General features: G+C 74.0%; 18 protein-coding genes. 5 read left to right on the top strand and 13 right to left on the bottom strand.

The window, feature by feature from the left end; genetic code table 11:
• Positions 1-94: 94 nt before the first annotated feature.
• Both ACIHEI_RS36780 and ACIHEI_RS36775 read right to left on the bottom strand, forming a co-directional pair.
• Positions 95-1660 carry a PucR family transcriptional regulator gene (locus tag ACIHEI_RS36780; protein ID WP_387649732.1) on the bottom strand — a complete coding sequence of 522 codons (1566 nt, stop codon included), beginning with the start codon at positions 1658-1660 and terminating at the stop codon, positions 95-97.
• Between the two features lie 160 nt (positions 1661-1820).
• Complete coding sequence (locus ACIHEI_RS36775; protein WP_396609889.1) at positions 1821-3836, bottom strand: ATP-binding protein; 2016 nt, start codon at positions 3834-3836, stop codon at positions 1821-1823.
• A 222-nt stretch (positions 3837-4058) separates the two neighbouring features.
• Here ACIHEI_RS36775 and gabT point away from each other — a divergent pair, with 222 nt between their 5' ends.
• The 3 genes from gabT (at position 4059) to ACIHEI_RS36760 (ending at position 7712) form a co-directional block, all read left to right on the top strand.
• Positions 4059-5399 carry a 4-aminobutyrate--2-oxoglutarate transaminase gene (gabT, locus tag ACIHEI_RS36770; protein WP_387649738.1) on the top strand — a complete coding sequence of 447 codons (1341 nt, stop codon included), beginning with the start codon at positions 4059-4061 and terminating at the stop codon, positions 5397-5399.
• A 305-nt stretch (positions 5400-5704) separates the two neighbouring features.
• Positions 5705-6511, top strand: a complete 807-nt coding sequence (locus tag ACIHEI_RS36765; RefSeq protein ID WP_396609888.1) for a phosphatase PAP2 family protein — start codon at positions 5705-5707, stop codon at positions 6509-6511.
• 121 nt (positions 6512-6632) lie between these two features.
• Complete coding sequence (locus ACIHEI_RS36760; protein WP_396609890.1) at positions 6633-7712, top strand: glycoside hydrolase family 18 protein; 1080 nt, start codon at positions 6633-6635, stop codon at positions 7710-7712.
• Between the two features lie 34 nt (positions 7713-7746).
• Here ACIHEI_RS36760 and ACIHEI_RS36755 read toward each other — a convergent pair whose 3' ends face one another.
• A complete protein-coding gene (locus ACIHEI_RS36755) occupies positions 7747-8079 on the bottom strand; it encodes a DUF2218 domain-containing protein (protein ID WP_387649746.1) in 333 nt (110 codons plus the stop codon).
• Positions 8080-8211: 132 nt separating this feature from the next.
• Between ACIHEI_RS36755 and ACIHEI_RS36750 the strand changes: the two genes are divergently transcribed.
• Positions 8212-8682, top strand: a complete 471-nt coding sequence (locus ACIHEI_RS36750) for a MarR family winged helix-turn-helix transcriptional regulator (protein WP_396609887.1) — start codon at positions 8212-8214, stop codon at positions 8680-8682.
• Here the strand turns inward: ACIHEI_RS36750 and ACIHEI_RS36745 are convergent.
• Positions 8603-9529 (bottom strand): EamA family transporter, encoded by a 927-nt coding sequence (locus ACIHEI_RS36745; RefSeq protein WP_396609886.1) that lies wholly within the window; start codon positions 9527-9529, stop codon positions 8603-8605. The two genes, ACIHEI_RS36750 and ACIHEI_RS36745, sit on opposite strands and share 80 nt — an antisense overlap.
• Positions 9530-9632: 103 nt before the next feature.
• Between ACIHEI_RS36745 and ACIHEI_RS36740 the strand changes: the two genes are divergently transcribed.
• Positions 9633-10538 (top strand): LysR family transcriptional regulator, encoded by a 906-nt coding sequence (locus tag ACIHEI_RS36740; RefSeq protein WP_396609885.1) that lies wholly within the window; start codon positions 9633-9635, stop codon positions 10536-10538.
• 8 nt (positions 10539-10546) lie between these two features.
• On the opposite strand, the gene ACIHEI_RS36735 is transcribed toward ACIHEI_RS36740, so the two are convergent.
• The 9 genes from ACIHEI_RS36735 to ACIHEI_RS36695 form a co-directional block, all read right to left on the bottom strand.
• On the bottom strand, positions 10547-11266 hold the full coding sequence (locus ACIHEI_RS36735; RefSeq protein ID WP_387649781.1) for a ZIP family metal transporter: 720 nt from the start codon (positions 11264-11266) through the stop codon (positions 10547-10549).
• A gap of 218 nt (positions 11267-11484) precedes the next feature.
• Positions 11485-11907 carry a DUF6278 family protein gene (locus ACIHEI_RS36730; protein ID WP_387649758.1) on the bottom strand — a complete coding sequence of 141 codons (423 nt, stop codon included), beginning with the start codon at positions 11905-11907 and terminating at the stop codon, positions 11485-11487.
• A gap of 74 nt (positions 11908-11981) precedes the next feature.
• Entirely contained in the window at positions 11982-13640 is a 1659-nt protein-coding gene (locus tag ACIHEI_RS36725; protein WP_396609884.1) for a restriction endonuclease, read from the bottom strand.
• A 199-nt stretch (positions 13641-13839) separates the two neighbouring features.
• Positions 13840-15333, bottom strand: a complete 1494-nt coding sequence (locus ACIHEI_RS36720; RefSeq protein WP_396609883.1) for a hypothetical protein — start codon at positions 15331-15333, stop codon at positions 13840-13842.
• 344 nt (positions 15334-15677) lie between these two features.
• Positions 15678-16325, bottom strand: coding sequence for a YigZ family protein (locus tag ACIHEI_RS36715; protein WP_392956171.1), 648 nt, complete (start codon positions 16323-16325; stop codon positions 15678-15680).
• Positions 16326-16438: 113 nt separating this feature from the next.
• Positions 16439-17749: a DUF6986 family protein gene (locus ACIHEI_RS36710; protein WP_396609882.1), complete on the bottom strand. Its 1311-nt coding sequence runs from the start codon at positions 17747-17749 to the stop codon at positions 16439-16441.
• Positions 17750-17916: 167 nt separating this feature from the next.
• Positions 17917-19623: a DUF2637 domain-containing protein gene (locus ACIHEI_RS36705; protein ID WP_396609881.1), complete on the bottom strand. Its 1707-nt coding sequence runs from the start codon at positions 19621-19623 to the stop codon at positions 17917-17919.
• A gap of 280 nt (positions 19624-19903) precedes the next feature.
• On the bottom strand, positions 19904-20572 hold the full coding sequence (locus ACIHEI_RS36700) for a LuxR C-terminal-related transcriptional regulator (RefSeq protein ID WP_387649774.1): 669 nt from the start codon (positions 20570-20572) through the stop codon (positions 19904-19906).
• Positions 20524-21933, bottom strand: coding sequence for a sensor histidine kinase (locus ACIHEI_RS36695; protein ID WP_396609880.1), 1410 nt, complete (start codon positions 21931-21933; stop codon positions 20524-20526). The genes ACIHEI_RS36700 and ACIHEI_RS36695 overlap by 49 nt, the downstream gene beginning before the upstream one ends.
• Positions 21934-22160 lie beyond the last annotated feature (227 nt).

Below are 22160 nucleotides of genomic sequence, written 5' to 3'. Positions count from 1 at the left end.
TGGGCAGACCAGCGGATGCCCCACACCCACCCACCGGCCAACCCCCCACGAACCTCCGAAACGATCACACTCGCATCGGCCGGTGGATTCGGGCTCAGTCCTCGCCCGCCCGCAGCGCCAGCCACAACTCCATCCGGACGTCCGTGTCGTCCAGCGAGCGGCCCAGCAGTTCCTCGACCCGGCGCATCCGGTAACGCAGCGTGTGCCGGTGCACGCCGAGGTCGGCGGCCGCCGCGTCCCACTGACCGTGCCGGGACAGCCAGGCCCGCAGCGAGGCGACCAGGTCGCCCCGGGCGGTGCGGTCGTGCTCGCGCAGCGGGCGCAGCAGGCCCTCGGCGAACGCGGTGACGGCCTCCTCGCCGAGCAGCGGGAGCAGCGAGCCGGCGCCGACCTCCTCGTGGTCGACGGTGCGGCGGCCGCCTCGCTGGGCGACCGCCAGGGCGCGCTCGGCCTGGGCGTGCGCGGTGCCGGCGTCCTCCAGCGCGGCCGGGGCGGAGACGCCGAGCGCCAGGCCCTCGTGCTCCTCGACGGCACCCAGGCAGGCCCGGTGGACCGAGCCGTTGTCCAGCGCGAGCACCATCAGCCGCGGCCCGTGGGCGCCGTCCTCGCGGGCCACCAGCAGCTTCTCGCCGACCTTGCCGCCGGCCTGCTCGGCACGGTCGGCGAGCTCGCCGAGCGCCTCCGCGGCCTCCGGGCCGGGCCCGGCGGCTGCCACCAGCACCCGGACGGTGCCCTCGGGCAGGCCGCCGAACAGCCCCGAAGCGACCTGCCGGGCGGTGCCGACCTCCCCGGCCAGCACCATCCGCAACAGCGCCGCGCCCATCTTCTCCTCGGCCTGCCGCAGCTCCCGGGAGCGCTCCAGGGTCAGGGTGAGCAGCGCGACGGCGGCGTTCAGCACGTACCGCTCGGTCGGGGTGATGCGGTCCTCGGTACCGACCGCGAGGAAGCCGCGCGGGCGGCGGTCCGCACCCAGCGACTGGACCACCACGTAGTCCTCGTCGGCGGTGTCGATGGTGCCGGCCCGGCCCTGCAGCGCGGCGCTGGACGGCGCGGGGCGGCGGCGCAGCCGGTCCACCTCGGCGGCCAGCCGGCCCGCCCGGCGGGCGGCCCAGTCCGGGGCGACCGCGGACAGCGCGCCGGAGCCGTCGTACAGCGCGGCCCAGCCACCCAGCCGGGCGGCCAGCCGACGGACGATCGCGGTGGTGCCGTCCTTGCCGAGCGCGGCCCGGGTCAGCTCCTCCTGGGCCTCGAAACTGGTGGTGACGGCCTCGTACTGCTCGGCGGCGAGGGCGGCGGAGACCGCCTTGGAGATCGCGATGAACGGCGTCGCCTCGGGCACCCGCAGCAGCGGCAGCCCGCGCTGCGCGGCCGCGTCCACCAGCGCCTGCGGCACCTCGGTGTGCGACAGGCCGACCCCCAGCCCGAGCCCCACCACGCCGGCATCCGCCAGCCGGTGCACGTAGGCCTGCAGCCCGGCGGAGCTCTTGCCGAGCTTGATGCCGGTGGTGAGGAGCAGCTCGCCGCCCTCGAGGAACGGGGTGGGGTCGTCCAGCTCGCTGGTGTGCACCCAGCGGACCGGGCGTTCCAGGTGGTCCGCGCCGGCCAGGACCGTCAGGTGGAGCGTGCTCGTACGGACGACGGAGGCGAGTGTGGGGGGCATGGCACCTTCGGTGGTTCGACCTGGTCGCGCCGTTGCGACCGGGCGAGTGAGGGTTCTCCCCCCATTATGGACGCTCCGGACAAGCCGGAGTGCCGAAATCCGCCGGTCCGTACCTTCCGTAACCCAATGCTGACCACCCCGCGACCGCCCCCGGAGATCGTCAGTGCCGGAGGTCGACCAGCAGCGGCGGCACCTGCTCCCCCGTCACCGAGGTCAGCGAGATCACCGCATGCCCGGACGGCAGCGCGTGCGCCAGGTCGGACGGCGACCAGCGGTGCCGCTCGACGTCCCGGGTGGTGACCGACTCGGTCTGCGCGGTCGTCCCCGACAGCGCCTTGCGCACCAGCCGGCCGGCCCGGCGCATCGTGCCGCCGGACGTGTCCGGCGTATGGGTGACGGCCGTCTCCCGGACCAGGTGGGTACCCCAGGCCTCGGAGAACAGCCGGCCGTCCCAGGGCGCGATGCCCGGGAAGGCCATCCGGTTGCCGACCGCGCCGAACAGCGGCGCCCGCAGCGCCTCCGGCAGGTCCGACAGCGTGCGCAGCAGCAGCACCACACCGGCGTTCGCGCCGCGCAGCCGCTGAATGCCGCGGATCGTCTGCGCGTCCACGGCGGCGGTGGCGTCGTCCAGCACCAGCCCCGCGAACAGCTCACGGTCGCCCCGGTCGGCCGCGGCCTGGGTGAACTGGCCGAGCAGCAGCCGCGACAGCATCCGGGCGGCCTCGGGGTGACTGCGCTCCGGCAGCTTCACCCGCACCCGCAACGGGTGCTCCAGAGCACGCATCGCGAACGCCGGCTTGGCGCCCGGACCGCCGGAGAAACCGGCAGCCAGCGCGGGGCGGTCCAGCAGCGCCAACCGGTCGGCGAGCAGCGCGCCCGGGTCGTCCACCCGGCCGTGCATCCGCTCCCGCTGCTGCAGGTCCGCCTCGAACTCCGCCCGCCGACCCGACTTCTGCAACTGCTCCGCCAGCTCCGCCCAGCCGTCCCGGTCACCGGCCAGCAGCCCACGCAGCTCCCGCACCCCGGGATAACGGCCGTACGCCGCCCGGAACGGCCCAACCACCTGCTGCATCGACGTGCGGGCACTCTCCGCGCGGGAAGCCAGCTCGTCCGGCAGCAGCGCGTCGGCCAGCCGCGCCGCCGCCTCGTCCGGATTCGGCGCGGCACCGTACAGATCCAGGCCGTACGGGGCGGACGGGTCGCCCGGGGCGATCACCACGTCGTACCAGTCGTCCGGGCCGAGGTCCGCATCCGCCGCCCCGACCACCACCGCACAGGCCGCCCCCGCCAACGCCTGCAGACACAACGCCTCCGCCACCGGACGGGCCAGGGCCGCCGTCTTGCCCGTACCGGCCGGACCGACCGCGAGCAACGAGGTACCGAGCAGCGCCGGATCCAGCGCGAAGCCCGCATTGCGGTGCGTCGCCGGGTTCTTCGGCACGTCCTGCGCGGTACCCAGCCGCACCTGCCGCACCAACAGATCGTGCCGCGCGGCCCGCCCGCCGGGCAGATCCCGCTGCTCGGACGGGTGCGCGCAGGCGGCCGCGCCACGGCTTCCCACCTGCGCGGCGAACTCCTGCCGACCGGCCGCGTCAGCGCCGACACTCCGCCACGCCTGGTGCAGCCGCACGTAGTCCACGTCCCCCACCGGCTCGTGCTCCAGCCGCCGCACCACTTCCCCGGCCGGCCGCAACTCGGCCCACACGTCCACCACGGGCGCCGCCTCGGGCTCGGGCGGGGCGTCGGTGACGGTGCGGGAGACGAGCGGCACCAGGAAACGCCGGCCGACCTCGCGCCAGCGGCCCATGCGGCCGAAGATCCAGATCAGCAGGACGGCGGCGATCGCTCCGAGGAGCAGGGCAAGCGGGTTGGCGAGGGCGCTGGTGAGCTGCTGTCCGAGCCCGACCGTCTGGATCAGCAGCACTTCGAGTTCGACCACGTACGGGTAGAGGACCGCAGCCACCACCAGGTTCAACGCCGCCCGCAGCAGCAGCGGCCCCACCGGGGTCTCGTTCTCGGCGGCGGTCCTGGGGTCGTACGGCGTGTGGTGCTGCCGGTAGATGCCGGGCGGGGCCTGGGGGCGGGGGGCGGTGGCCCAGGCGGGGAGGTGGAAGGGGGCGCGGGGTGGTGGGAGGTGGGGGTGGGTGTGCTGGGTTCGCGCGTCGTTCTGTTCCACTTCGGGGCCCCTCCTACGTTGCCGGCGGTGCCATACCCGCTCCGCCGTCCCACCGACACACCCGGGGCCAATGTAGTGGAGGAGTGAGGGCGAGAGCCGATCTTCGGCCACTGGCCGCCTAGGACAATTCGTAAAGCGCAGCAGTACCGAGTGGCGCATGCCCGACAAACAAGGCCCGCCGTAGCCTGCGATTACCGCGCCTTGAGAACTTGGAGAACACAGATGAGCGCTGCAACGCCGCTCCCGCAGGAGCGCCGCCTGGTCACCGCGATCCCCGGCCCGAAGTCGCAGGAGCTGCAGTCGCGCAAGCTCGGCGCGGTGGCCGCTGGTGTGGGCACCACGCTGCCGGTCTACGTGTCGCGTGCCGGTGGTGGCGTGCTGGAGGACGTGGACGGCAACAGCCTGATCGACTTCGGTTCGGGCATCGCCGTCACCAACGTGGGCAACAGCGCCGAGGCTGTGGTGGCGAAGACCACCGAGCAGCTGGCCGCGTTCACCCACACCTGCTTCATGGTGACCCCGTACGAGGGTTATGTGGCCGTGGCGGAGCAGCTGAACGAGCTGACCCCGGGCGACCACGCGAAGAAGACCGCGCTGTTCAACTCGGGCTCCGAGGCCGTCGAGAACGCCGTGAAGATCGCCCGCGCCTACACCAAGCGCCAGGCTGTCGTGGTGTTCGACCACGGCTACCACGGCCGCACCAACCTGACCCTGGCGCTGACGGCGAAGAACATGCCGTACAAGCAGGGCTTCGGTCCGTTCGCCCCCGAGGTCTACCGCGTGCCGGTGGCCTACCCGTACCGCTGGCTGACGGGTGCGGAGAACGCCGCGACCGAGGCTGCCAAGCAGGTCATCGACCAGATCAACAAGCAGATCGGCGCCGAGAACGTCGCCGCGATCATCATCGAGCCGATCCAGGGCGAGGGCGGCTTCATCGAGCCGGCCAAGGGCTTCCTGCCGGCGATCGTGGAGTTCGCGAAGGCGAACGGCATCGTGTTCGTCGCGGACGAGATCCAGACCGGCTTCTGCCGCACCGGCCAGTGGTTCGCGTGTGAGGACGAGGGCATCGTCCCGGACCTGATCACCACCGCCAAGGGCATCGCCGGTGGTCTGCCGCTGTCGGCGCTGACCGGCCGCGCCGAGATGATGGACGCCGCGCAGACCGGTGGTCTGGGTGGCACCTACGGTGGCAACCCGGTGGCCTGTGCGGCCGCGCTGGGCGCCATCGAGACCATGAAGGAGCAGGACCTCAACGGCAAGGCGCAGCGGATCGGCGAGATCATGCTGGGCCGCCTGCGGGCGATGCAGGAGAAGTTCGACATCATCGGTGAGGTCCGCGGCCGCGGCGCGATGATCGCTGTCGAGCTGGTGAAGCCGGGCGGCAAGGAGCCGAACGCGGAGGCCACCGCGGCCATCGCGAAGGCCTGCCACGCCGAGGGCCTGGTCGTGCTGACCGCCGGCACCTACGGCAACGTGCTGCGCTTCCTGCCGCCGCTGGTGATGCCGGAGCACCTGCTGAACGAGGGTCTGGACATCCTGGAGTCGGCCTTCGCGGGCGTCTGAACCCCAGGTAGTACCCCCTGAGCGGCGCGAGGGCCGGACGGAAGCGGATCCCGTCCGGCCCTCGCGCGTTCTGCTGTCCGGCCCCACACGGCCGGCCCCGCGTACCCCGGGCCGCCCGGCCCCGCGCGTCCCCGCCGTTCCGCTCCGCGCATCCCCTTGTTCGACGCCGCGCTTGCTGCCGTTCCGCGGCGCGCGTTCGACTGTTCGACCCTCGGGTGGAGGTTGCCCCGCCGGTGGTGAAGATGCTGTGCACGAAACCCCTTCGGCCGTTGGTGCGCCCCGGCTTTGACGTACTGTCATCACAGATGGACAGCGAACCTCAACCACTGCCCACACCCCCGTCCGCCGTCGAGGCGGGCGAAATGGACCGATCGACCGGCCGTCCCGCCCACACCCCCCGGGCCGCACGGCGCGGCGATCGCCTTGGCCGCCCCGGAGCTCTCCCCCCTGCTCCGGGGCGGCCTATTTTTGCTGTCCTGCCCACGACACTCGCCCTGCTGCTGGGGGTGGTCTCCTGGCAGGTGGCGGTGGACGGCCCGCTGCTGGGGATCGATCCGGCGGTGCGCGACGCGGTGCGGCACCTTCGCCGTTCGCTGCACTCCGCGCTGCTGAACCACCTGGGCGTGGCGCTGGCCGACCTGGGCGGCGGGGTGCCGGCCGTCCCGGTACTGCTGGGCTGTGCGGGCCTGGCGACCTGGCTGGCCCGGCGCGGCGGTCGGCCGCGCTGGTGGACGCCGGTGCCGGTGGCCGCCGTGGCGGCGGCACTGATCCCGCTGCTGGTGGTGCCGGCCAAGGCCTGGTTCGCCCGGCCCGGCCCGTTCGGCGTGCCGCTCGCTCCGGGCCAGTGGGGCTGGTACCCGTCGGGGCACACCGCGACCTCGGCGATCGCGTACGGGACCGCGGCGCTGCTGCTGGCCCGGGTGCTGCCCGCGTGGCGGGCCCGGCAGGTCGGGTGGGTCACCGCCGCGGTCTGCCTGGGGGTGGGTGCGGGGCTGGTGTGGAGCGACTTCCACTGGCTGCTGGACGTGGTCGCCAGCTGGTGCCTCTCGGGCCTGCTGCTGCTCGCCCTGCACCGGATGCTGCCGCGCCTGCTGCCGGAGACCGACGCCTGACACCACGCCGGTTCGCAGTTCGGTCCGGAGCATTGACGCCCTTCCGGCTCGCGCGCACCCTGTTCCCCACCCATCAGCACGCGATCGCCGGGAGGCGAATGTGCGTTCCCCAGCCGTGCCCATGACGCGTTTCTCGGTGGCGGCCTCGCTGCTGGCCCTCGCGGTGACGGCGCTGCCGGCGCAGAGCGCGACGGCGGCGGCCGCCCCGATGCAGGTCTACGGCGCCTGGCACTGCAGCAACGACGCCTGCACCTGGGCGAAGGTCCGGGACATGGCGGAGTTCGACACCGCCAACCACTGGCTGATCGACCGCGGCGACGGCCGGCCCTCGGTGAACGTGGTGGTGCTGAGCTTCGTCAATCCGCTGCGGCTGCTGAACGGCACCACCGACGCGGGGGACGCCGCGGGCGTGCCGGTGGGCATGAACCAGCAGGTGGTGGACTACTTCACGGCCCGCGGGATCCGGGTGATGCTCTCCATCGGCGGCATCACCTACACCGGCGACTGGGACTCCGCGCTGGCCCAGAACGGCACACTGCTGGGCCAGAAGGCGGCGGCGCTGGCGGGCAGGCTGGGGGTGGGCATCGAGATCGACTACGAGAACAGCAGCAGCCCGAACCTGACGGGCCTGCAGGCCTTCGTGGACGCCTACCGGTCCGCCCACCCCTACGACGCCTCGGGCGCCGATCCGACCGCCCGGCTGACCATCGACGTCGCGGCCGGCGACCGCTGGCTGAGCGGCATCGACCAGTACGCCACCGCGCACTGGCTGACCACGGGCAGTCCGGTGCTGGACTACGCCAACGCGATGGTGCCGAACAAGCAGCCCTCGGCGTCCACGGCGACCGCCAACTGGCAGGAGCACCTGGACGGCAAGCCGACGTACAGCCCGCCGATCCCGCCGCTGGCGCCGGCCAAGTTCACCGGCAGCCTGTACATCGCGGAGGGCTCGCAGATCCGTCCGGAGTGCACCGACTTCGCCAACTCGGCGCAGAAGGCCACCGGCAGCTGGGTGCAGAACGCCGCCGCGAACGGGGCGGGCACCAGCACGGGCCTGCTGGGCTTCATGTTCTGGGCGGCCGAGAAGCCGTCCACCCGGGGCGTGACCACGGCGCCGCCGAACAGTTGCGAGGGCGGCGTCGGGGCGGGCGCGACGGCGTTCGCCGTGCCGGTGCCGATGCCGCCGCTGCGGCAGAGCTGAGAGCGGGCAGCGGGCAGCGGGCAAGTGGGGCCGGTCAGCCCTCCTCGCCGGTCAGGCGCTGGACGGTGCCGGCCTCGCCGCCCTCCCGCTGCCAGGCGACCACCAGCTCGTCACGGGTGCCGAAGCGGACCAGGTGGCGGCCGACCACGTCCTCCAGCTGGGGCAGGTTCTCCTCGGCGCCCTCGACGGCGAGCAGCAGCGCGCCGTCCTCGGCGGTGAGTTCGGCCTGCCCGGCGCCGAAAACCAGCGAGCCGCGGCCGGTCTCCTCGGACCACTCGGCGGGGACCTTGCGGCCCATGTGGGCGGCGAGCTGCTTGGCGTAGCGGGCGGGACGGTCGGTGGCGACTCGGGCGGTGGAGCGGGCCATGGCGGAACTCCTCGATGCACGGACGACTTAGGCTGCCCTAAGCTACTCGATTACTGAGCCAAGCTCAACATCTTTTCGAGCCGGGACCGATCGCCCTCCGGACGGCGGCAAGCCGACCGCTACCCTGTGCCCATGACCTCCCCCGGCCCGGCCGACACCGCCGCGGAACTCGCCGACGCCCTCACCCGGGCGATGAAGCGGATCCGCCGGCGGACCATGCAGCGGCTGGAGCCGTACGGCATCACCCCGGCCCAGGCCCGGGCACTGCGCACGCTCGCCCACGCACCCGGCTGCGAGAGCGCCGAGACCATGCGGCTGAGCGAGCTCGCCGAGCGCCTGCACATCGCGCCGCGTTCGGCGACCACCGTGGTCGACGCCCTGGAGGAGGCCGGCCTGGTCGCCCGCACCCCCGACCCGGCCGACCGCCGGGCGGTGCGCCTGGTCCTGACCGTCGCCGGGCACGGCGCGCTGGAGCGGATCTCGCAGGTCCGGCACGAGGTCGCCCAGCAGTACTTCGGCCCGGTCAGCCCTGCCGAGCAGGACGCTCTGCTGCGGGCGCTGCGTCACGCCGAGGAGGCGTACGAAACCGGGCCCAGACCGTAGCGGGCACCGCGCCCAGCCCGATCCCGGCGATCACCAGCACCGTCGCCGCGCCCGCCGCCGGGCTGAACCGCTCGCCGAGCAGCAGCGCCGCCGAGGACATCCCGAACACCGGCACCAGCAGCGAGAACGGGGCGACCACCGAGGCGTCGTAGCGGCGCAGCAGGTGGCTCCAGGCGACGAAGCCGAACAGCGTGGAGACCAGCCCGACGTACAGCACCACGCCGACTCCCGCCCAGCTGATGCCGCGCAGCGCGGCCCAGTCCGCGGTCGGGCCCTCGACCAGCAGGGACAGGCCGAGCAGTGGCAGCGGCGGCACCGCGGAGACCCACACCATCCAGCGCAGCGCGTCCGGCGGGGCGGCCTTGCGGGTCAGCACGTTGGCCAGGCCCCAGGCCGCGGCCGAGCCGATCAGCAGCGCGAAGGCTCCGGCCGGGCCGTGCAGGCCGCGGTCGACGGCGGCCACCGCGATGCCGGCGAAGGCCACCACGAGGCCGGCGGTCCGCACCGGGGTGGGCCGTTCGCGCAGCAGCCCGGCGGCGAACAGCGCGGTGAACCCGGCCTGGCCCTGCAGCACCAGTGAGGACAGTCCGGCCGGCATGCCGGCGTGCATGCCGAGGAACAGCAGTCCGAACTTCACCACGCCGAGCGCCACCCCGACCGCGAGCACCCAGCGCCACGCCACCCGGGGCGGGCCGACGAGGAACACCGCGGGCAGCGCCACCACGGCGAACCGCAGCGCGCAGAACAGCAGCGGCGGGAAGTCGTGCAGACCGACCTCGATCAGCACGAAGTTCAGGCCCCAGACGGCGGCGATCAGCACGGCCAGCGCGACATGACGGGGCCTCATGGCGGACGAGGGCGAAGCGGAAGACGGCATGGCCCGAGCATGGCCCGCAACAACCGTTCAGCACCAGCGAGAGTTTCTCAACCAAACTGTTTACCATTGCTGCATGATGGATCTGGGACGCCTGCGCGCCCTGCACGCGGTCGCCGTGCACGGCTCGGTCGGCGGCGCCGCGACGGCGCTCGGCTTCACCCCGTCCGCGATCTCCCAGCAAATCGCCAAGCTCGAACGCGAGACCCGCACCGTGCTGCTGGAACGCCAGGGCCGGGGCATCCAACTCACCGACGCCGCACGCGGGTTGGCGGACACCGCGCAGCGGGTGCTGGCGCTGGTCGAGCAGGCCGAGGTGACGCTGGAGGAGCAGCGCGGCCGGGCCACCGGGCGGCTGCTGGTCGCCGCCTTCGCCACCGCCTCGCGCGGCCTGCTGCCCGGCGTGCTCGCCGAACTCCACGCCGACTACCCCGAGTTGGAGGTCCGGCTGCTGGAGAGCGACCCGTACCCGGCGGCCGAGCTGGTGGCCCGCGGCGAGGTGGACCTGGCGGTGGTGCAGGACTGGGCGTCCGTGCCGCTGCCGGTGCAGGAGGGCCTGGACCGGCTCGACCTCGGCACCGACCCGGTCGATCTGCTGCTGCCCGTCGCCCACCCGCTGGCGGCGCTCGACGCCGTCCCGATGACGGAGCTGCGCGGGCAGCGCTGGACCAGCGTGCCGCCGGGCAACATCTGCCACGACTGGCTGCTGCACACCATGCGCGAGATCGGCGAGGAGCCGGACGTCCGCTACCAGGTCGGCGAGTTCGAGAGCCAGATCGCGCTGATCGCGGCCGGCCTCGGCCTCGGCCTGGTCCCCCGGCTGGGCCGAGGCCCGCTCCCGCCGGAGGTCGCCGCCCGTCCCGTCACCCCGCGGCCGTTCCGCCGGGTGCATGTCCTGTGGCGCGCCCAGACCTCGCGCCGCCCCGCCGTCACCGCCACCCTGGACGCGCTGCGCCGGCACTGGGCCGCCCTGGACCTCTGACCCGGACCTCAGGTCAGCCCGACCACCAGCCACATGAATCCGACGCCCAGCAGGGTGCAGACCAGGGTGGTGCGCGAGGGGTGCGGGCTGTGCGCCTCCGGCAGGATGTCGGAGGTCGCCAGGTACATCAGGAACCCGGCGAAGAACCCGAGGTACAGCCCGAGGAGGTGTTCCGGGATGGTGAACAGCAGCGTGATCGCGGCGCCGGTGACGGGGGCGACGGCGTCGGCGGCCAGCAGCGCGACGGCCCGCCGCCGGTTGTTCCCGTACAGCCGGGTGATCGTGTAGGTGTTGAAGCCGTCCGCGAAGTCGTGCGCGACGACGGCGACGGCGACCACCGCGCCGACCGTGGTGCCGGCCTGGAAGGCGGCGCCGATCGCGAAGCCGTCCATCATGCTGTGCAGCACCAGCGCGGACGCGGCGGCCAGCCCGACGCCCTGTTCGCGGTGCCGATGCCCGGGCCCGTGTCCGTGGCTGTGCGCGGCGTACTCGCCCTCGTGGCCGCGGTGGATGGCGACGGCCCGCTCCACCACGTGGATCAGCAGGAAGCCGGCGGCGAACATCAGCAGCGCCTCGGGCACGCCGTGGAGTCTCTCGGGGGCCTGCTCCATCGCCTCGGGGAGCAGGTCGAAGGCGACCACGCCGAGCATCAGTCCGGCGGCGAAACCGAGCACCAGGTGGCGGCGGTCGCCGGTGCGCTGCGCGACGAAGCCGCCGATCAGCGTCATCAGGAAGGCGCCCGCGGCGACCAGCACGGCGGTCAGTTTCGGCCTCCCCCGACTCGCGCCGAGGGCCGGACGGCTGCGCGGACCGCTGCCCACGGCTGCCCAGTCGTCCGGCCCGGGCCGGTCGGTGCCGGGCCCTGCGCTCCACTGTGCGGGCCGCCCCGTGGCCGCGCCGTCCGGCGGACCCACCGGGGTGAGCCGCCGCCGCGCGTGATTGCGCGTCAGCCGTCCCCGGCGGCCCGGTAGACGGCGGCGAGCTGCGGGGCGCCCTGCTCGGCCCAGTCGGCGCCGAGGGCGGTGACGTCGAGCTCGAAGCCGGTGGCCAGGACCATCAGCGGGCGGCCGTCGAAGGCGAGCCGCCAAGCCGAGCCGGGGATCCGGCGGCGGATCACCGTGCCGAGGTAGAGGCCGGCGTCGATGCCCAGCCACTGGGAGACCTGCGGGTCGTCGCGCCAACGCGGCAGCAGCTGGTCGAGCGCGGTCAGCGAGTCGACGGTGTCGTCGAGTTGCACGCCGGCGGCGTCCGCGAGTTCCCGCAGCAGGCCGCACTCGGCGTACATCCCGGCCATCGCCTGTTCCCGGGCCTCGGCGGTGTGCCGTTCTGCGTTCTCGACCGGGCGCCGGCCGAGGTATCCGTTCTCCACGGCCCAAGCCTGTCACCTCGAACGGCGGAACGGGAGAAGGCCGGACGGGACCCGCCGGGGTTTCCGACGGGCCGTCAGGACGTCAGTGGCAGCGCCAGGTGGGTGAGGGCGAGTTCGCGGATGCCCTGGCCGTCGACCAGGTGGATCCGCTGGTGGCGCTCCTCGGTGGTCAGGTCCACCGCCTCGTCGGTGAACTGCCCGCAGGTCATCCGCAGGCCCCGGTCGGCGCCCTCCTCGCGGACGGCCTCGGACAGCGTGGCGATCTCCTCGGCGGTGACGGGCGCGGGGCCGCGGGACGCCCACACCACCCAGCGTCCGGGCAGCCGGCTGCCGGGCTGGCCCTCGGCGGTGGCGACCAGTCCGGCCGGGCCGCGCAGCCGCACGCTCCAGCCCTCCAGGCCGCCGGCGGTGAGCACCGCCCGGACCAGCAGAGCGAATTCGCCGGGCGACAGTTCGCCGAGCGCGGGGACCGCGGCGTCGGCGGTCCCCCAGGGCACCACCGCCTCGTCCGCGTACGGGTCGGGGGTGATCACGGCGGCGAGCGCGCGCAGCCGCAGCAGCGACTCGTCGTGTTCGGCGTCCGCGTACACGCCGTCGTCGCCGAGGTGCCCGGAGTCGGGGACCAGCCGGGTGCGGGCCAGCGCGTCGCGGTCGGCGTCCACGCTGAGCAGGCAGCGCGGGGGGCGGCCGGGCAGCCGCAGCCAGCCGTTCAGCACGACGCCGGCCAGCACGTCGTCGGTGTCGACGGCGTCGGCGGCCTGCAGGGCGCGCAGCGCGAGGCGGGCGGCCAGCCGCAGGTAGTCCGCGCGGACATCGGCATCGGGGCGGTGCACCGGCTCGACGGTGCCGTCCTCGGTGAGCCGGTAGCCGGACAGCGCGGGGACGGTGTCCAGCGGCGGCAGGTCGAGGTCGAGGACGGCGGTGCGGGTCAGCGCCCGGAACACCGCGTGGCAGGGGGCCGGCAGATCGCGGGTGGAGCCTTCGGCGGCGGCCAGGGCGCGTTCCAGCAGCGATTCGACGGCTGCCGGCTCGGCCTGCCGGTACGCGCGGCGGCACTCCTCCAGGCTGTCGTTGTACTCCTGGACGGCCCGGGCGCGGGCCTGTTCGGCCTCCTCGTGGGCCTGCCGGGCGGCGACCGCACCACTGTCGGCCAGGTCGGCCTGCCTGGTGCGCCACTCGCGCAGCGCGCGCTGGTGGCGCAGCCGGGCCTGGGCGAGTTCGCGCTGGTAGCCGGAGTCGAGCAGGCGGCGCGAACGGGGCTGGTCGGGGTCGCTGTCGACGGGCTCGGGCGGGGCGAAGTCGGCCCAGGCGGGCTCGGGTTCGGCGTCCGGCGCGGCGTCCGGGTACGGCTTGGGGCGGTAGCTGCGCAGCTGGCTCTCGAAGTCCATCGCGGAGACCGGCTGGGCGGCCCGGCGCAGCAGGTCGGCGAGGCGTTCGTGGTCGGCCTGCACGGCGAGGGTGCGGTGGTGGGTGAGCGCGGCGGCCCGGCCGTGCGCGGCCACCGGGTCGGCCACGCCGTCCGGCTCGGGAACGGCACCCGGCTCGGGAACGGCGGCGGGCGCGGGTGCTGCTGCGACGGCGGGCTCGGACGGGGGTGCGGCGGGCGCGGGGACGAAGACGGGTGCGGGCGGCTCGTCCTCGTCGGCGCCGAGTTCGCGGAACAGCGAGGCGAGGAACCCGGGCTGGAGCACCGTGGCGGTGCCGTCGGCGCGGCCCTCGGATGGATGCTGCATCGGCGGTCGTTCCCCCTGCTCGTCCGGCGCACGTCGGAGGGCCGCCGTCGGCGGGGGCCCGATCAGCATTGTCCCCCGTCCGGCGCTCCGGGTCAGCCAACCTTCGGGGTTTGGCCGAGCGTTGACGCAGGATCAGCCGACCGTGCCCGATCCGGGCTCCCGGGGGCGGCCCTCGGGAGCCCGGATCGGGCGCGGCGGTTCAGTTGGTGCGGGTGTTGGTCAGGTGCAGTCCGATGTAGCCGACGTAGATCCGGCCACTGCCGGAACAGTCGTCCAGGTAGTGCACCCGGGGGGCGGTGCCGCCACCGCCGATCCGCAGGTGGGCGCCCATGAAGGCGCGGCAGGAGGAGTCGACGACGGCGGGGACCGGCAGCATCCGCTGGCGCTTCCACTTGCCGTGGCTGGCGACGGTGCGGGACTCGCCGCGGACCGCCTTGCGCGGCGGGAAGCGGTGGCAGCCGGGCGGGGTGTGCTCGCACCACTGCTTGAAGTCGCCGCCGGCCTCGCCGCGCACGGCGGCATCCGCGTACTCCTGGAGCGCGGTCAGACCGTCCCAGGTGAGCCGGGCCCAGCCGGGGCCGTCGGCCTGGCCGTCCAGGGCGAGCGTCTCCTTGCTGTCGCCGGTGAACTCCAGCAGCGGGAACTCGCCGAAGCGGTCGACCAGTTCGCCGAAGCTGACCGGGTCGGTGCCGCACCGGGAGCGGCGCGGCGGGCGGGGCTGCTCGACCCGCAGCCGGCAGCGTTCCAGCCGGACCGCCGGGTGCGCGGGGCGCTCGGGGGCCTTGCGCACCTCGGGCGGCAGCCACAGTTGCGGCACCGCGTCCAGCGGGGCGGGCGGCGCGAGTTCGGCGGCCACCCGGCGCGGTTCGCGGGCCAGCAGGGCGGCGGCGCGGCGCAGGTTCTCGTCGATCCGCTGGCGCGGCAGGACGGGGTGCCGGGCGGCGTCGGCGCGGGACGCCGGGTCGACGTCGGGCAGGAAGGTGCGGACCGCGCCGCCGTACACCTTGTGGTACTCGAGGGCCAGGTTGAACCGTGGCAGCGCGGTGTGCCCGAGCATGTACATCGAGGCCAGGCCCGGGAGTTGACGCAGCAGCGGGCCGAGCACCTCGTCCTGCCACTGCTCGATCGGCACGGCGGGCGGCACGCTGGCCACCACCGTCGGCAACTGCCGTTCAGGGTCGCACAGTTCGTCGATCAGGTCGTCCAGGTCCGCGGGCCCGAGCAGCCGCGGGGCGATCGCCAGCGGCACCGGGCCCTCGGTGGCGTCCAGCAGCGGCAGCAGCCGGCGGACGAGCTCCGGGACGGGGACGCGGCCGTGACCGGCCAACGCGGGCCCGGCGGGCAGGTGTTCGGCCTCGACGCGCAGCCGGGTCGGGCCGTCGGCGTCCTCGGCGGCGAGGGTGAGGGTCAGTTGGTCGATACCGTGCGGAGCGGGGGTGCGCAGCCGGCGGCGGCTGTAGCGGGCTTCGGGGCCGCGGCCGGGCAGCGGTCCGCCGTCGCGGTCCAGCAGCACCCGGTCGCCGAGCCGTAGTCGCTCCGGCAGGGCCCCGTGCTCGCGGGGCGGGGGCTCGTCGTGGCCTTCCGCCTTCAGCCAGGCGGCGAGCAGGTGGTCGACGAGGGCGGTCGTGTCGTGGTGCGGGCGGGGTGTCGCGGCCGTCAGCCGATAGGGCGGCTGGGCATGGTCGGTGGGCATACGCGGAACCTCCCGAAGTACGGTGCTGCGGTCTGCGAGTCCTCCTTCCGATGCCGTGCCGGATCGTGGTGTCCTGTCTAGGAGACGAAGTGACCATGAGGGGAAGTTCCTACTCCGGCCCCGTTTCCTTCGTTCGGGTGTCATCGGACGGCAACCGGAACTCCGCCCGCGCCGCCTCTGCTACCCGCCCGCCCGCGGTTGATGCCGTCCGCCCGACACCCGCGCCGGCCCAGGAAATTGGCCGAAAACGACCGCGGTTCGGGCCCCACAGGGCCCCACCGGGCGCCCCGTCACGCCCCGGGCCGCGCAGTCCTGTCGGACCGCGCGGGCCCTAGTGGAACCTCTCAGACCTCGACCTCGACGAAGGTCCGCCCGGCCGCCTGCGCGCCGGCCGAACCGCCGGTCGCCTCGGCCAGCCAGGTGTGGAACTCCGTCACCTCCGGCTCGGGGACGCCCACTTCGATCCGCACCCCGTCCGCCAGGTACTCCAGCCCGGCCACCGTGTACCCGGCCGCCCGCACGTCGTTCTCCAGCCGCCCGGCCCGGGTGTGGTCCACGGCCACCGACAGCAGCGCGACCGGACGCCGCTCCAGCAGCCCGATCTCGTCCAGCGCCTCCGACACCGCCGACCCGTACGCCCGGACCAGGCCGCCCGCGCCCAGCTTGATCCCGCCGAAGTACCGGGTCACCACCGCGACCGTGTCGGTCACCCCGCGACGCCGCAGCACCTCCAGCATCGGCACGCCCGCCGTCCCGGCCGGCTCGCCGTCGTCGCTGGACCGCTCGCGCGGCTGCTCCTCCCCCACCACGAACGCCGTGCAGTTGTGCCGGGCGTCCCAGTACTGCTTGCGGATCGCCGCGATGAACGCCTGCGCCGCCTCCTCGTCCGCGACCCGGGCCAGGTGGCAGATGAACCGGGACTTCTTGATCTCCAACTCGTGACTGCCATCGCCCCGGACGGTCAGGTACGGCTTCGGGCTCGGCTCGGCCATGACGCTGGTGCTCTCCGCTGTCGCTCTCCACCCGGCACCGCCTCGAACAGCGGCCACCGGTCTCGCCGACCAGCCTAGGGCCTCGGCTCCGGGTCACGCGGGGCCGTGGCTGCTCAGCGGCCCGCCAGCGCGTGCAGGGCGGCCCGGTCCAGGCCGGTGCGGGCGGTGATCTCGACGGGGTCGAGGGCGCCGCAGTCCAGGCCGCGCAGCAGCTGGCCGCTGAGGGCGCGGGCGGTGGCGGGCTCATCCAGCACCGCGCCGGCGGACTTGGCGAGGTATCCGGCGAGCCGGGCGCAGGCGGCGTCCAGGCCCTCGCGGTGGAAGGCGTACACGGCGGCGTAGCGGGTGGGCAGTTGGGCGGGGTGCAGGTCCCAGCCCTGGTAGTAGGCACGGGCCAGCGCGCGGCGGACCAGGCCGTGGTGCAGCCGCCAGGCGGCGTGCACCTGCTCGACGGAGCCGATGGGGAGCACGTTGGTGGAGCCGTCGGAGAGCCGGACGCCGGTGCCGGCCGCGGCGACCTGCATGACGGCCTTGGCGTGGTCGGCGGCCGGATGGTCCGGGCTCTGCTGGGCCGCGGCGACCCCGCAGGCGGCGCTGTAGTCGAAGGTGCCGTAGTGCAGCCCGGTGGCCCGGCCCTCGGCGGCCCCGATCAGCAGCGCGACGGTGACCCGGCCGTCCGGGCCGAGGACGGCCTGCGTGGTCTCGATCTGGATCTCGAACCCGAGCCGCCCCGCGGGCAGCCCCGCCCGCCGCTCGAAGTCCGCCAACAGCCGGGCCAGCGCGGTGACCTGCGCGGGGTGGCTGACCTTCGGCAGGGTGAGCCGCAGGCCGTCGGGCAGCCCGCCCTCGGCCAGCAGGGTGCCGAGGAACACCTCCAGGGTGCGGATGCCGCGGGCCCGGACGGCGGCCTCCAGGCATTTGGTGCGGATACCGATGTGCGGCGGCGCGCTGCCGTCGGCCGCCGCCGCGGCCACCAGCTTCGCCGCCCGCACCGCCTCGGCGTCCTCCTCGGCGTCGGGGCGCTGCCCGTAGCCGTCCTCGAAGTCGATCCGCAGGTCCTCGATCGGCTCGCGCGCCAGCTTGGCCCGCACCCGGGCGTGCACGTCCGCGAGCAGCGCGTCGTCGGGCACGCCGAGCGCCTGCGCCAGGCGCGCGGGCGTCCCGGCGTGCCGGTCGAACACGTCGAGCGCCTGCGCGCCCCACTCGCGGACGGTGTGCGCCCCGAACGCGTCCGCCGGCACGTACACGGTGTGGACGGGCTGCCGGCCGGGCCGCTCGCCCGGGTAACGGCACGTCAGTTCGGCGTCCACCGGCGCCAGCAGCGCCTCAACGGCGGCCCGGGCGGCGTCCGAGAACGCGACCTGCCGGGCGGGTCCGGGCTGAGCGGGCTGAGCGGGCTGAGCGGGCTGAGCGGGCTGTGGCATCCGGGGCTCCTTCACTCACCGCACGGCTCAACGAAACGGTCCGGCGAAGGTAGTGCTGCCCCACCACAGCGTCAATGGCCGCCCGCCGGGAGATCCGGCGGGCGGCCATGGCACGAGGGGTGCGGTGCAACGACGAGTTGAGGGGCGTCACCGCAGGAGAAGGACGGTCACTCCCGGCCTGACTCCATGTACCGCTCCTGGAGCTCGTCCCAGATCTTCTCGACGTCCTTCACCGCCACGCCGCCGTCCGGACGCGAGCCCGGGACGCCGCGCTGCGACAGGTACTCGGCGAAGCGGCGCTCGTCCGGCTGGCGCTGGTTCTCCTCCATGTAGCCGACCAGGGCGGCGAAGCACTCGTCCGCGTCCAGCGGCTCCGCCCCGCCCGCGAACGGACGGCGGGCCGGAGTCTCCTCCGCGCCCTGGTCGAAGGGCAACGTCTCCGCCTCCATCATCGCGTCCAGCCGCAGCGGCCGGCCGCCCAGCCGGATCGGCTCGGCCTCCTGGTCCTGCATCGGCTGCTGCTGGGGCTGGGGCGCGTGTGCGGCCTGCGGCGCGTACGGACCCTGCGGACGGGACGGGCCGCGGCCGTTCGCCATCACCCGCTCCGGCTCGGCGCCGGCCGGACGGTAGCCCTCGTCGTAGCCGTCCTGCTCCGGGTACCCCGGCTCGCCGTAGCCCTGGTCCGCGTAGTCCTGCTCCGGGTACGTGTCGCCCGGCTGGTAGCCCGACTGCGGGCGACCCGGCTCGGCCTCGTCCTGCGGGCGCGGGGCCTTGAACCACGGCGACGCCTGGCCCGGCACCCGGGCCGTGTGCACCTGGTCGGTCTCCGCCAGGTGCGAGCGCACCGGACGGGCCGTCCACACGTTCAGCTCCGAGGAGCGGTCCACCACCGGCGCGGCCTGCGCGGCCTCCGGGTCCTGCTGGTCCCGCAGCCGCACCGCGGCCAGCTTCGCCAGCGTCGGCACCGCGACCGCCGCCGACACCGGCGGCACCGCCTGCTGCGGCTGGGGCTTCGGCTTCGCAGCTGCGGGCGCGGGGGCGGGCGCCGCGGCGGGCCCGGCGGTCTGGCCCTGGTTCGGTGCTGCCGCACCGATCGCCGGCGGCTGGCCCTGCGTCACCTGAGCGGCAGCCGGCACCGGACGGTCCGCCTGCACCGTCTCCTCGGTCTCGGGCGCCGCACCGCCGTGCACCTGGAGCGGGCCGTCGATCCGGTCCAGGATCGTCGGGTCCAGCGGCACGCCGTACTTCGCCAGCTTCAGCGGCAGCAGCGCCTGGAACGGTGCCGACTTCCGCCAGCCCCGCCCGTACCGGAACCGCAGCTGCGCGCGGTACACCAGCCGGTTCTGCTCCAGCCGCACCGTCTCGTCGTACGAGCGCAGCTCCCACAGCTTCATCCGGCGCCACAACCGGAACGTCGGCACCGGCGAAAGCACCCAACGCATCAGCCGCACCGACTCCATGTGCCGGTCCGCGGTGATCGCCGCGATCCGTCCCACCGCGTGCCGGGAAGCCTCGACCACCACCACGAACAGCACCGGGATCACCGCGTGCATCGCCATGCCCAGCGCGTCGCCCCAGGACGCCGCCGCGTTGAACGCGATGGTCGCCGCCGTCAGCAGCCACGCCGTCTGACGCAGCAACGGGAACGGGATCCGCAGCCAGGTCAGCACCAGGTCCAGCGCGAGCAGCACCACGATGCCCGCGTCGACGCCTATCGGGAACGCGTAGGCGAAGGCACCGAAGCCCTTCTCGATCGCCAGGTCCCGCACCGAGTTGTACGACCCCGCGAAACCGATGCCCGAGATCACACACGCGCCGACGGCCACCACGCCCAGCAGAGCACGGTGCGCGCGGGTAAGGGAAGGACGTGCCATTCAGTGATCAACCCCTGGGACTCGGCAGCTGCCGTAGGACCTGTAGCCGCCGAGTACACGTCCCCGCCCGGGGCGCACGACCGCGGGACAACCCGGTGTTGATGCGCCGTTGACAGACTCGGCCCACCGGATACTACTCGCACGGGCGTTCACCCATGTCGCCAGGCCGGACCGGCACCACTCCTCCACTGGTCCGCACCACCGCGCGCACCGCACTCACGCACGCCGTCGCAGGCCGCGCACAATCGCACGACGACGTCTCGCCGGACCCGCCCGGGCGCTACCCGGCGGCCGGCCGCTCCGCCGCGCCGTTCAGGTACGCCAGCACCGCGAGCACCCGGCGGTTGCCGTCCTCGGTGGGGGACAGCTCCAACTTCCCGAAGATGTTCGCGATGTGTTTGGCCACCGCCCCGTCACTGATCGTCAGCCGCGCACCGATCGCCGAGTTCGAGCAGCCCTCCGCCATCAGCCCCAGCACCTCCCGCTCGCGCGGCGACAGCCGCTGCAACGGCTCCGAACCCGCGTTGTGCTGCAGCAGCCGCCCGATCACGTCCGGATCCATCGCCGTCCCGCCGGCCGCCACCCGGCGCACCGCGTCCACGAACTGGTCCGCGTTGAACACCCGGTCCTTCAGCAGGTAGCCCACCCCGCCCGTGCCGTCCGCCAGCAACTCCCGTGCGTACAACTGCTGGACGTGCTGCGACAGCACCAGCACCGGCAGGCCCGGTATCTCCCGACGTGCCGCCAACGCCGCCTGCAGCCCCTCGTCCGTCAGCGTCGGCGGCAGCCGGACGTCCACCACCGCGACGTCCGGCCGCTCCGACAGCAGCGCCGCCAGCAGGTCGGGCCCGGTCTCCACCGCAGCCGCGATGGTGAACCCGTGGACCTCCAACAGCCGCGTCAGGCCTTGGCGAAGGAGGTAGAGATCCTCGGCGAGGACAACGCGCACGGCAACTCCATCGTGATGGTGGTCGGCCCGCCCACAGGACTGTCGAGCGAGATCACTCCGTCGAACGTACCCAACCGCCTCTCGATCCCGCGCAATCCGCCGCCCGTCTCCATCCGCGCACCCCCGTGCCCGTCGTCCGTCACCACCACCCGCAGCCGGCCCGCCCGGTGCAGCACATCCACCCACACCTGCCGGGCCCGCGCGTGCTTCGCCGCATTCGCCAGCAACTCACTGACGCTGAAGTACACCGCCGTCTCCAACGACGCCTCCGGACGCGCCGGCAGGCTCACGGTCACCTCCGTCGGCACCACCGCCGTCAGCGCCAACTCCCGTACCGCATCCGGCAGTCCGCGCTCCGCCAGCACCGGCGGGTGGATGCCCCGGACCAGATCCCGCAGCTCCTGCAACGCCTTAGCCGAGGACTCCCGTGCCTCTGCCAGCAACTCCCGCGCCGCAGTCTGGTCACTCGTCATCAGGTGCTCGATCGTCCCCAGCGTCAGCCCGATCGCCACCAGCCGCGCCTGCGCCCCGTCGTGCAGATCCCGCTCGATCCGCCGCAACTCCGCGGCCTGCGCGTCCACCGCGTCGGCCCGAGTTTCCGTCAGATGCGCTACCCGTTCGGTCAGTTGGGCCCGGCTCTGTTCCGGACCACCGCCCAGCACCCGGCACGCCAGCTCGTGGTGGGCCCGCACCGCCCGCGGCATCGCCAGCAGTCCGACCGTCATTATGGCCCCACCGATGAGCGCAGAGATCAGCAAGTTCATCAGGTGGTTGTAGAACCCGAAGAAAACCCGGTGGTCCGCTTGCGCCGTCAATACGAAAATCAGCCCGCCCCAGACCAGCACCATCGGCACGCCCAGCAACGCCACCACGCCCACCGGATTCGCCAGCAGCCACAGTCCCTCCCGCCGCACCTGCCGATCCCGTACCGCCCACTGCACGAACTGCACCAGCCGCGCCACCTCCAGCCTCCGGTGGTACGAGGCCCCCGTCCACCAGAACCCGCGCGCGTCCTGCTCCAACGCCTCCCGCGTCGAATACACCACCCGCCAGGGCTCCCCGGACACCTGCTCCACGCGGTGCCGCGTCCACGCCGCACCGTGCCGCACGAGCAGGTACAGCACCGACGCCCCCACCACAATCGCACTCGGCGCCGCAACGAACGGCGCGAGCGGCCCCCCATCGAACAGCTGAACCGCCGCCAGCGCCGTGAACACCGCCGCCAACACCGGCACCACCGGCCCCGCAGCCGCCGCCACCGCCACCACCACGCCCTGCCCCCAGGCCCGCACCCCTGCCCGCAGGCGCTCCCCCACAACGGACCTGACGGCCCCACCGTCGAACCATGTTGTCGTCGCCAAGGCCTACTCCCCGAGATTGATCGCCGTCCCCAAGAACGCTCTCAGTCTCTCCCCGGCACCCCGGCCGGCACATTGGCCGTGCCACCCGTCTTTCAGGTGGACCTAAGTCCACCCCGACCGGTGGTGACTGGTCCCGGAAACGCGAAAAAGCCCCCCGCCAAAAGGCGGGGGGCTTTCCCTGAATGATTGTTCGGCGGCGTCCTACTCTCCCACAGGGTCCCCCCTGC

The sequence above is a fragment of the Kitasatospora sp. NPDC051984 genome (genome assembly GCF_044593455.1).
Lineage (GTDB): Bacteria > Actinomycetota > Actinomycetes > Streptomycetales > Streptomycetaceae > Kitasatospora.
Note: the sequence above shows the minus strand (reverse complement) of the source record. Positions and strands in the feature narration are given on the sequence as shown.

Coding starts and splice junctions, on each gene's coding strand:
- ACIHEI_RS36750 (WP_396609887.1), top strand. CDS start 8,212: ATGACCTCCCCCGGCCCGGCCGACACCGCCGCGGAACTCGCCGACGCC.
- gabT (WP_387649738.1), top strand. CDS start 4,059: ATGAGCGCTGCAACGCCGCTCCCGCAGGAGCGCCGCCTGGTCACCGCG.
- ACIHEI_RS36715 (WP_392956171.1), bottom strand. CDS start 16,325: ATGGCCGAGCCGAGCCCGAAGCCGTACCTGACCGTCCGGGGCGATGGC.
- ACIHEI_RS36740 (WP_396609885.1), top strand. CDS start 9,633: ATGATGGATCTGGGACGCCTGCGCGCCCTGCACGCGGTCGCCGTGCAC.
- ACIHEI_RS36705 (WP_396609881.1), bottom strand. CDS start 19,623: ATGGCACGTCCTTCCCTTACCCGCGCGCACCGTGCTCTGCTGGGCGTG.
- ACIHEI_RS36780 (WP_387649732.1), bottom strand. CDS start 1,660: ATGCCCCCCACACTCGCCTCCGTCGTCCGTACGAGCACGCTCCACCTG.
- ACIHEI_RS36765 (WP_396609888.1), top strand. CDS start 5,705: ATGGACAGCGAACCTCAACCACTGCCCACACCCCCGTCCGCCGTCGAG.
- ACIHEI_RS36720 (WP_396609883.1), bottom strand. CDS start 15,333: ATGCCCACCGACCATGCCCAGCCGCCCTATCGGCTGACGGCCGCGACA.
- ACIHEI_RS36745 (WP_396609886.1), bottom strand. CDS start 9,529: ATGAGGCCCCGTCATGTCGCGCTGGCCGTGCTGATCGCCGCCGTCTGG.
- ACIHEI_RS36755 (WP_387649746.1), bottom strand. CDS start 8,079: ATGGCCCGCTCCACCGCCCGAGTCGCCACCGACCGTCCCGCCCGCTAC.
- ACIHEI_RS36760 (WP_396609890.1), top strand. CDS start 6,633: ATGACGCGTTTCTCGGTGGCGGCCTCGCTGCTGGCCCTCGCGGTGACG.
- ACIHEI_RS36735 (WP_387649781.1), bottom strand. CDS start 11,266: ATGACGCTGATCGGCGGCTTCGTCGCGCAGCGCACCGGCGACCGCCGC.
- ACIHEI_RS36710 (WP_396609882.1), bottom strand. CDS start 17,749: ATGCCACAGCCCGCTCAGCCCGCTCAGCCCGCTCAGCCCGCTCAGCCC.
- ACIHEI_RS36725 (WP_396609884.1), bottom strand. CDS start 13,640: ATGCAGCATCCATCCGAGGGCCGCGCCGACGGCACCGCCACGGTGCTC.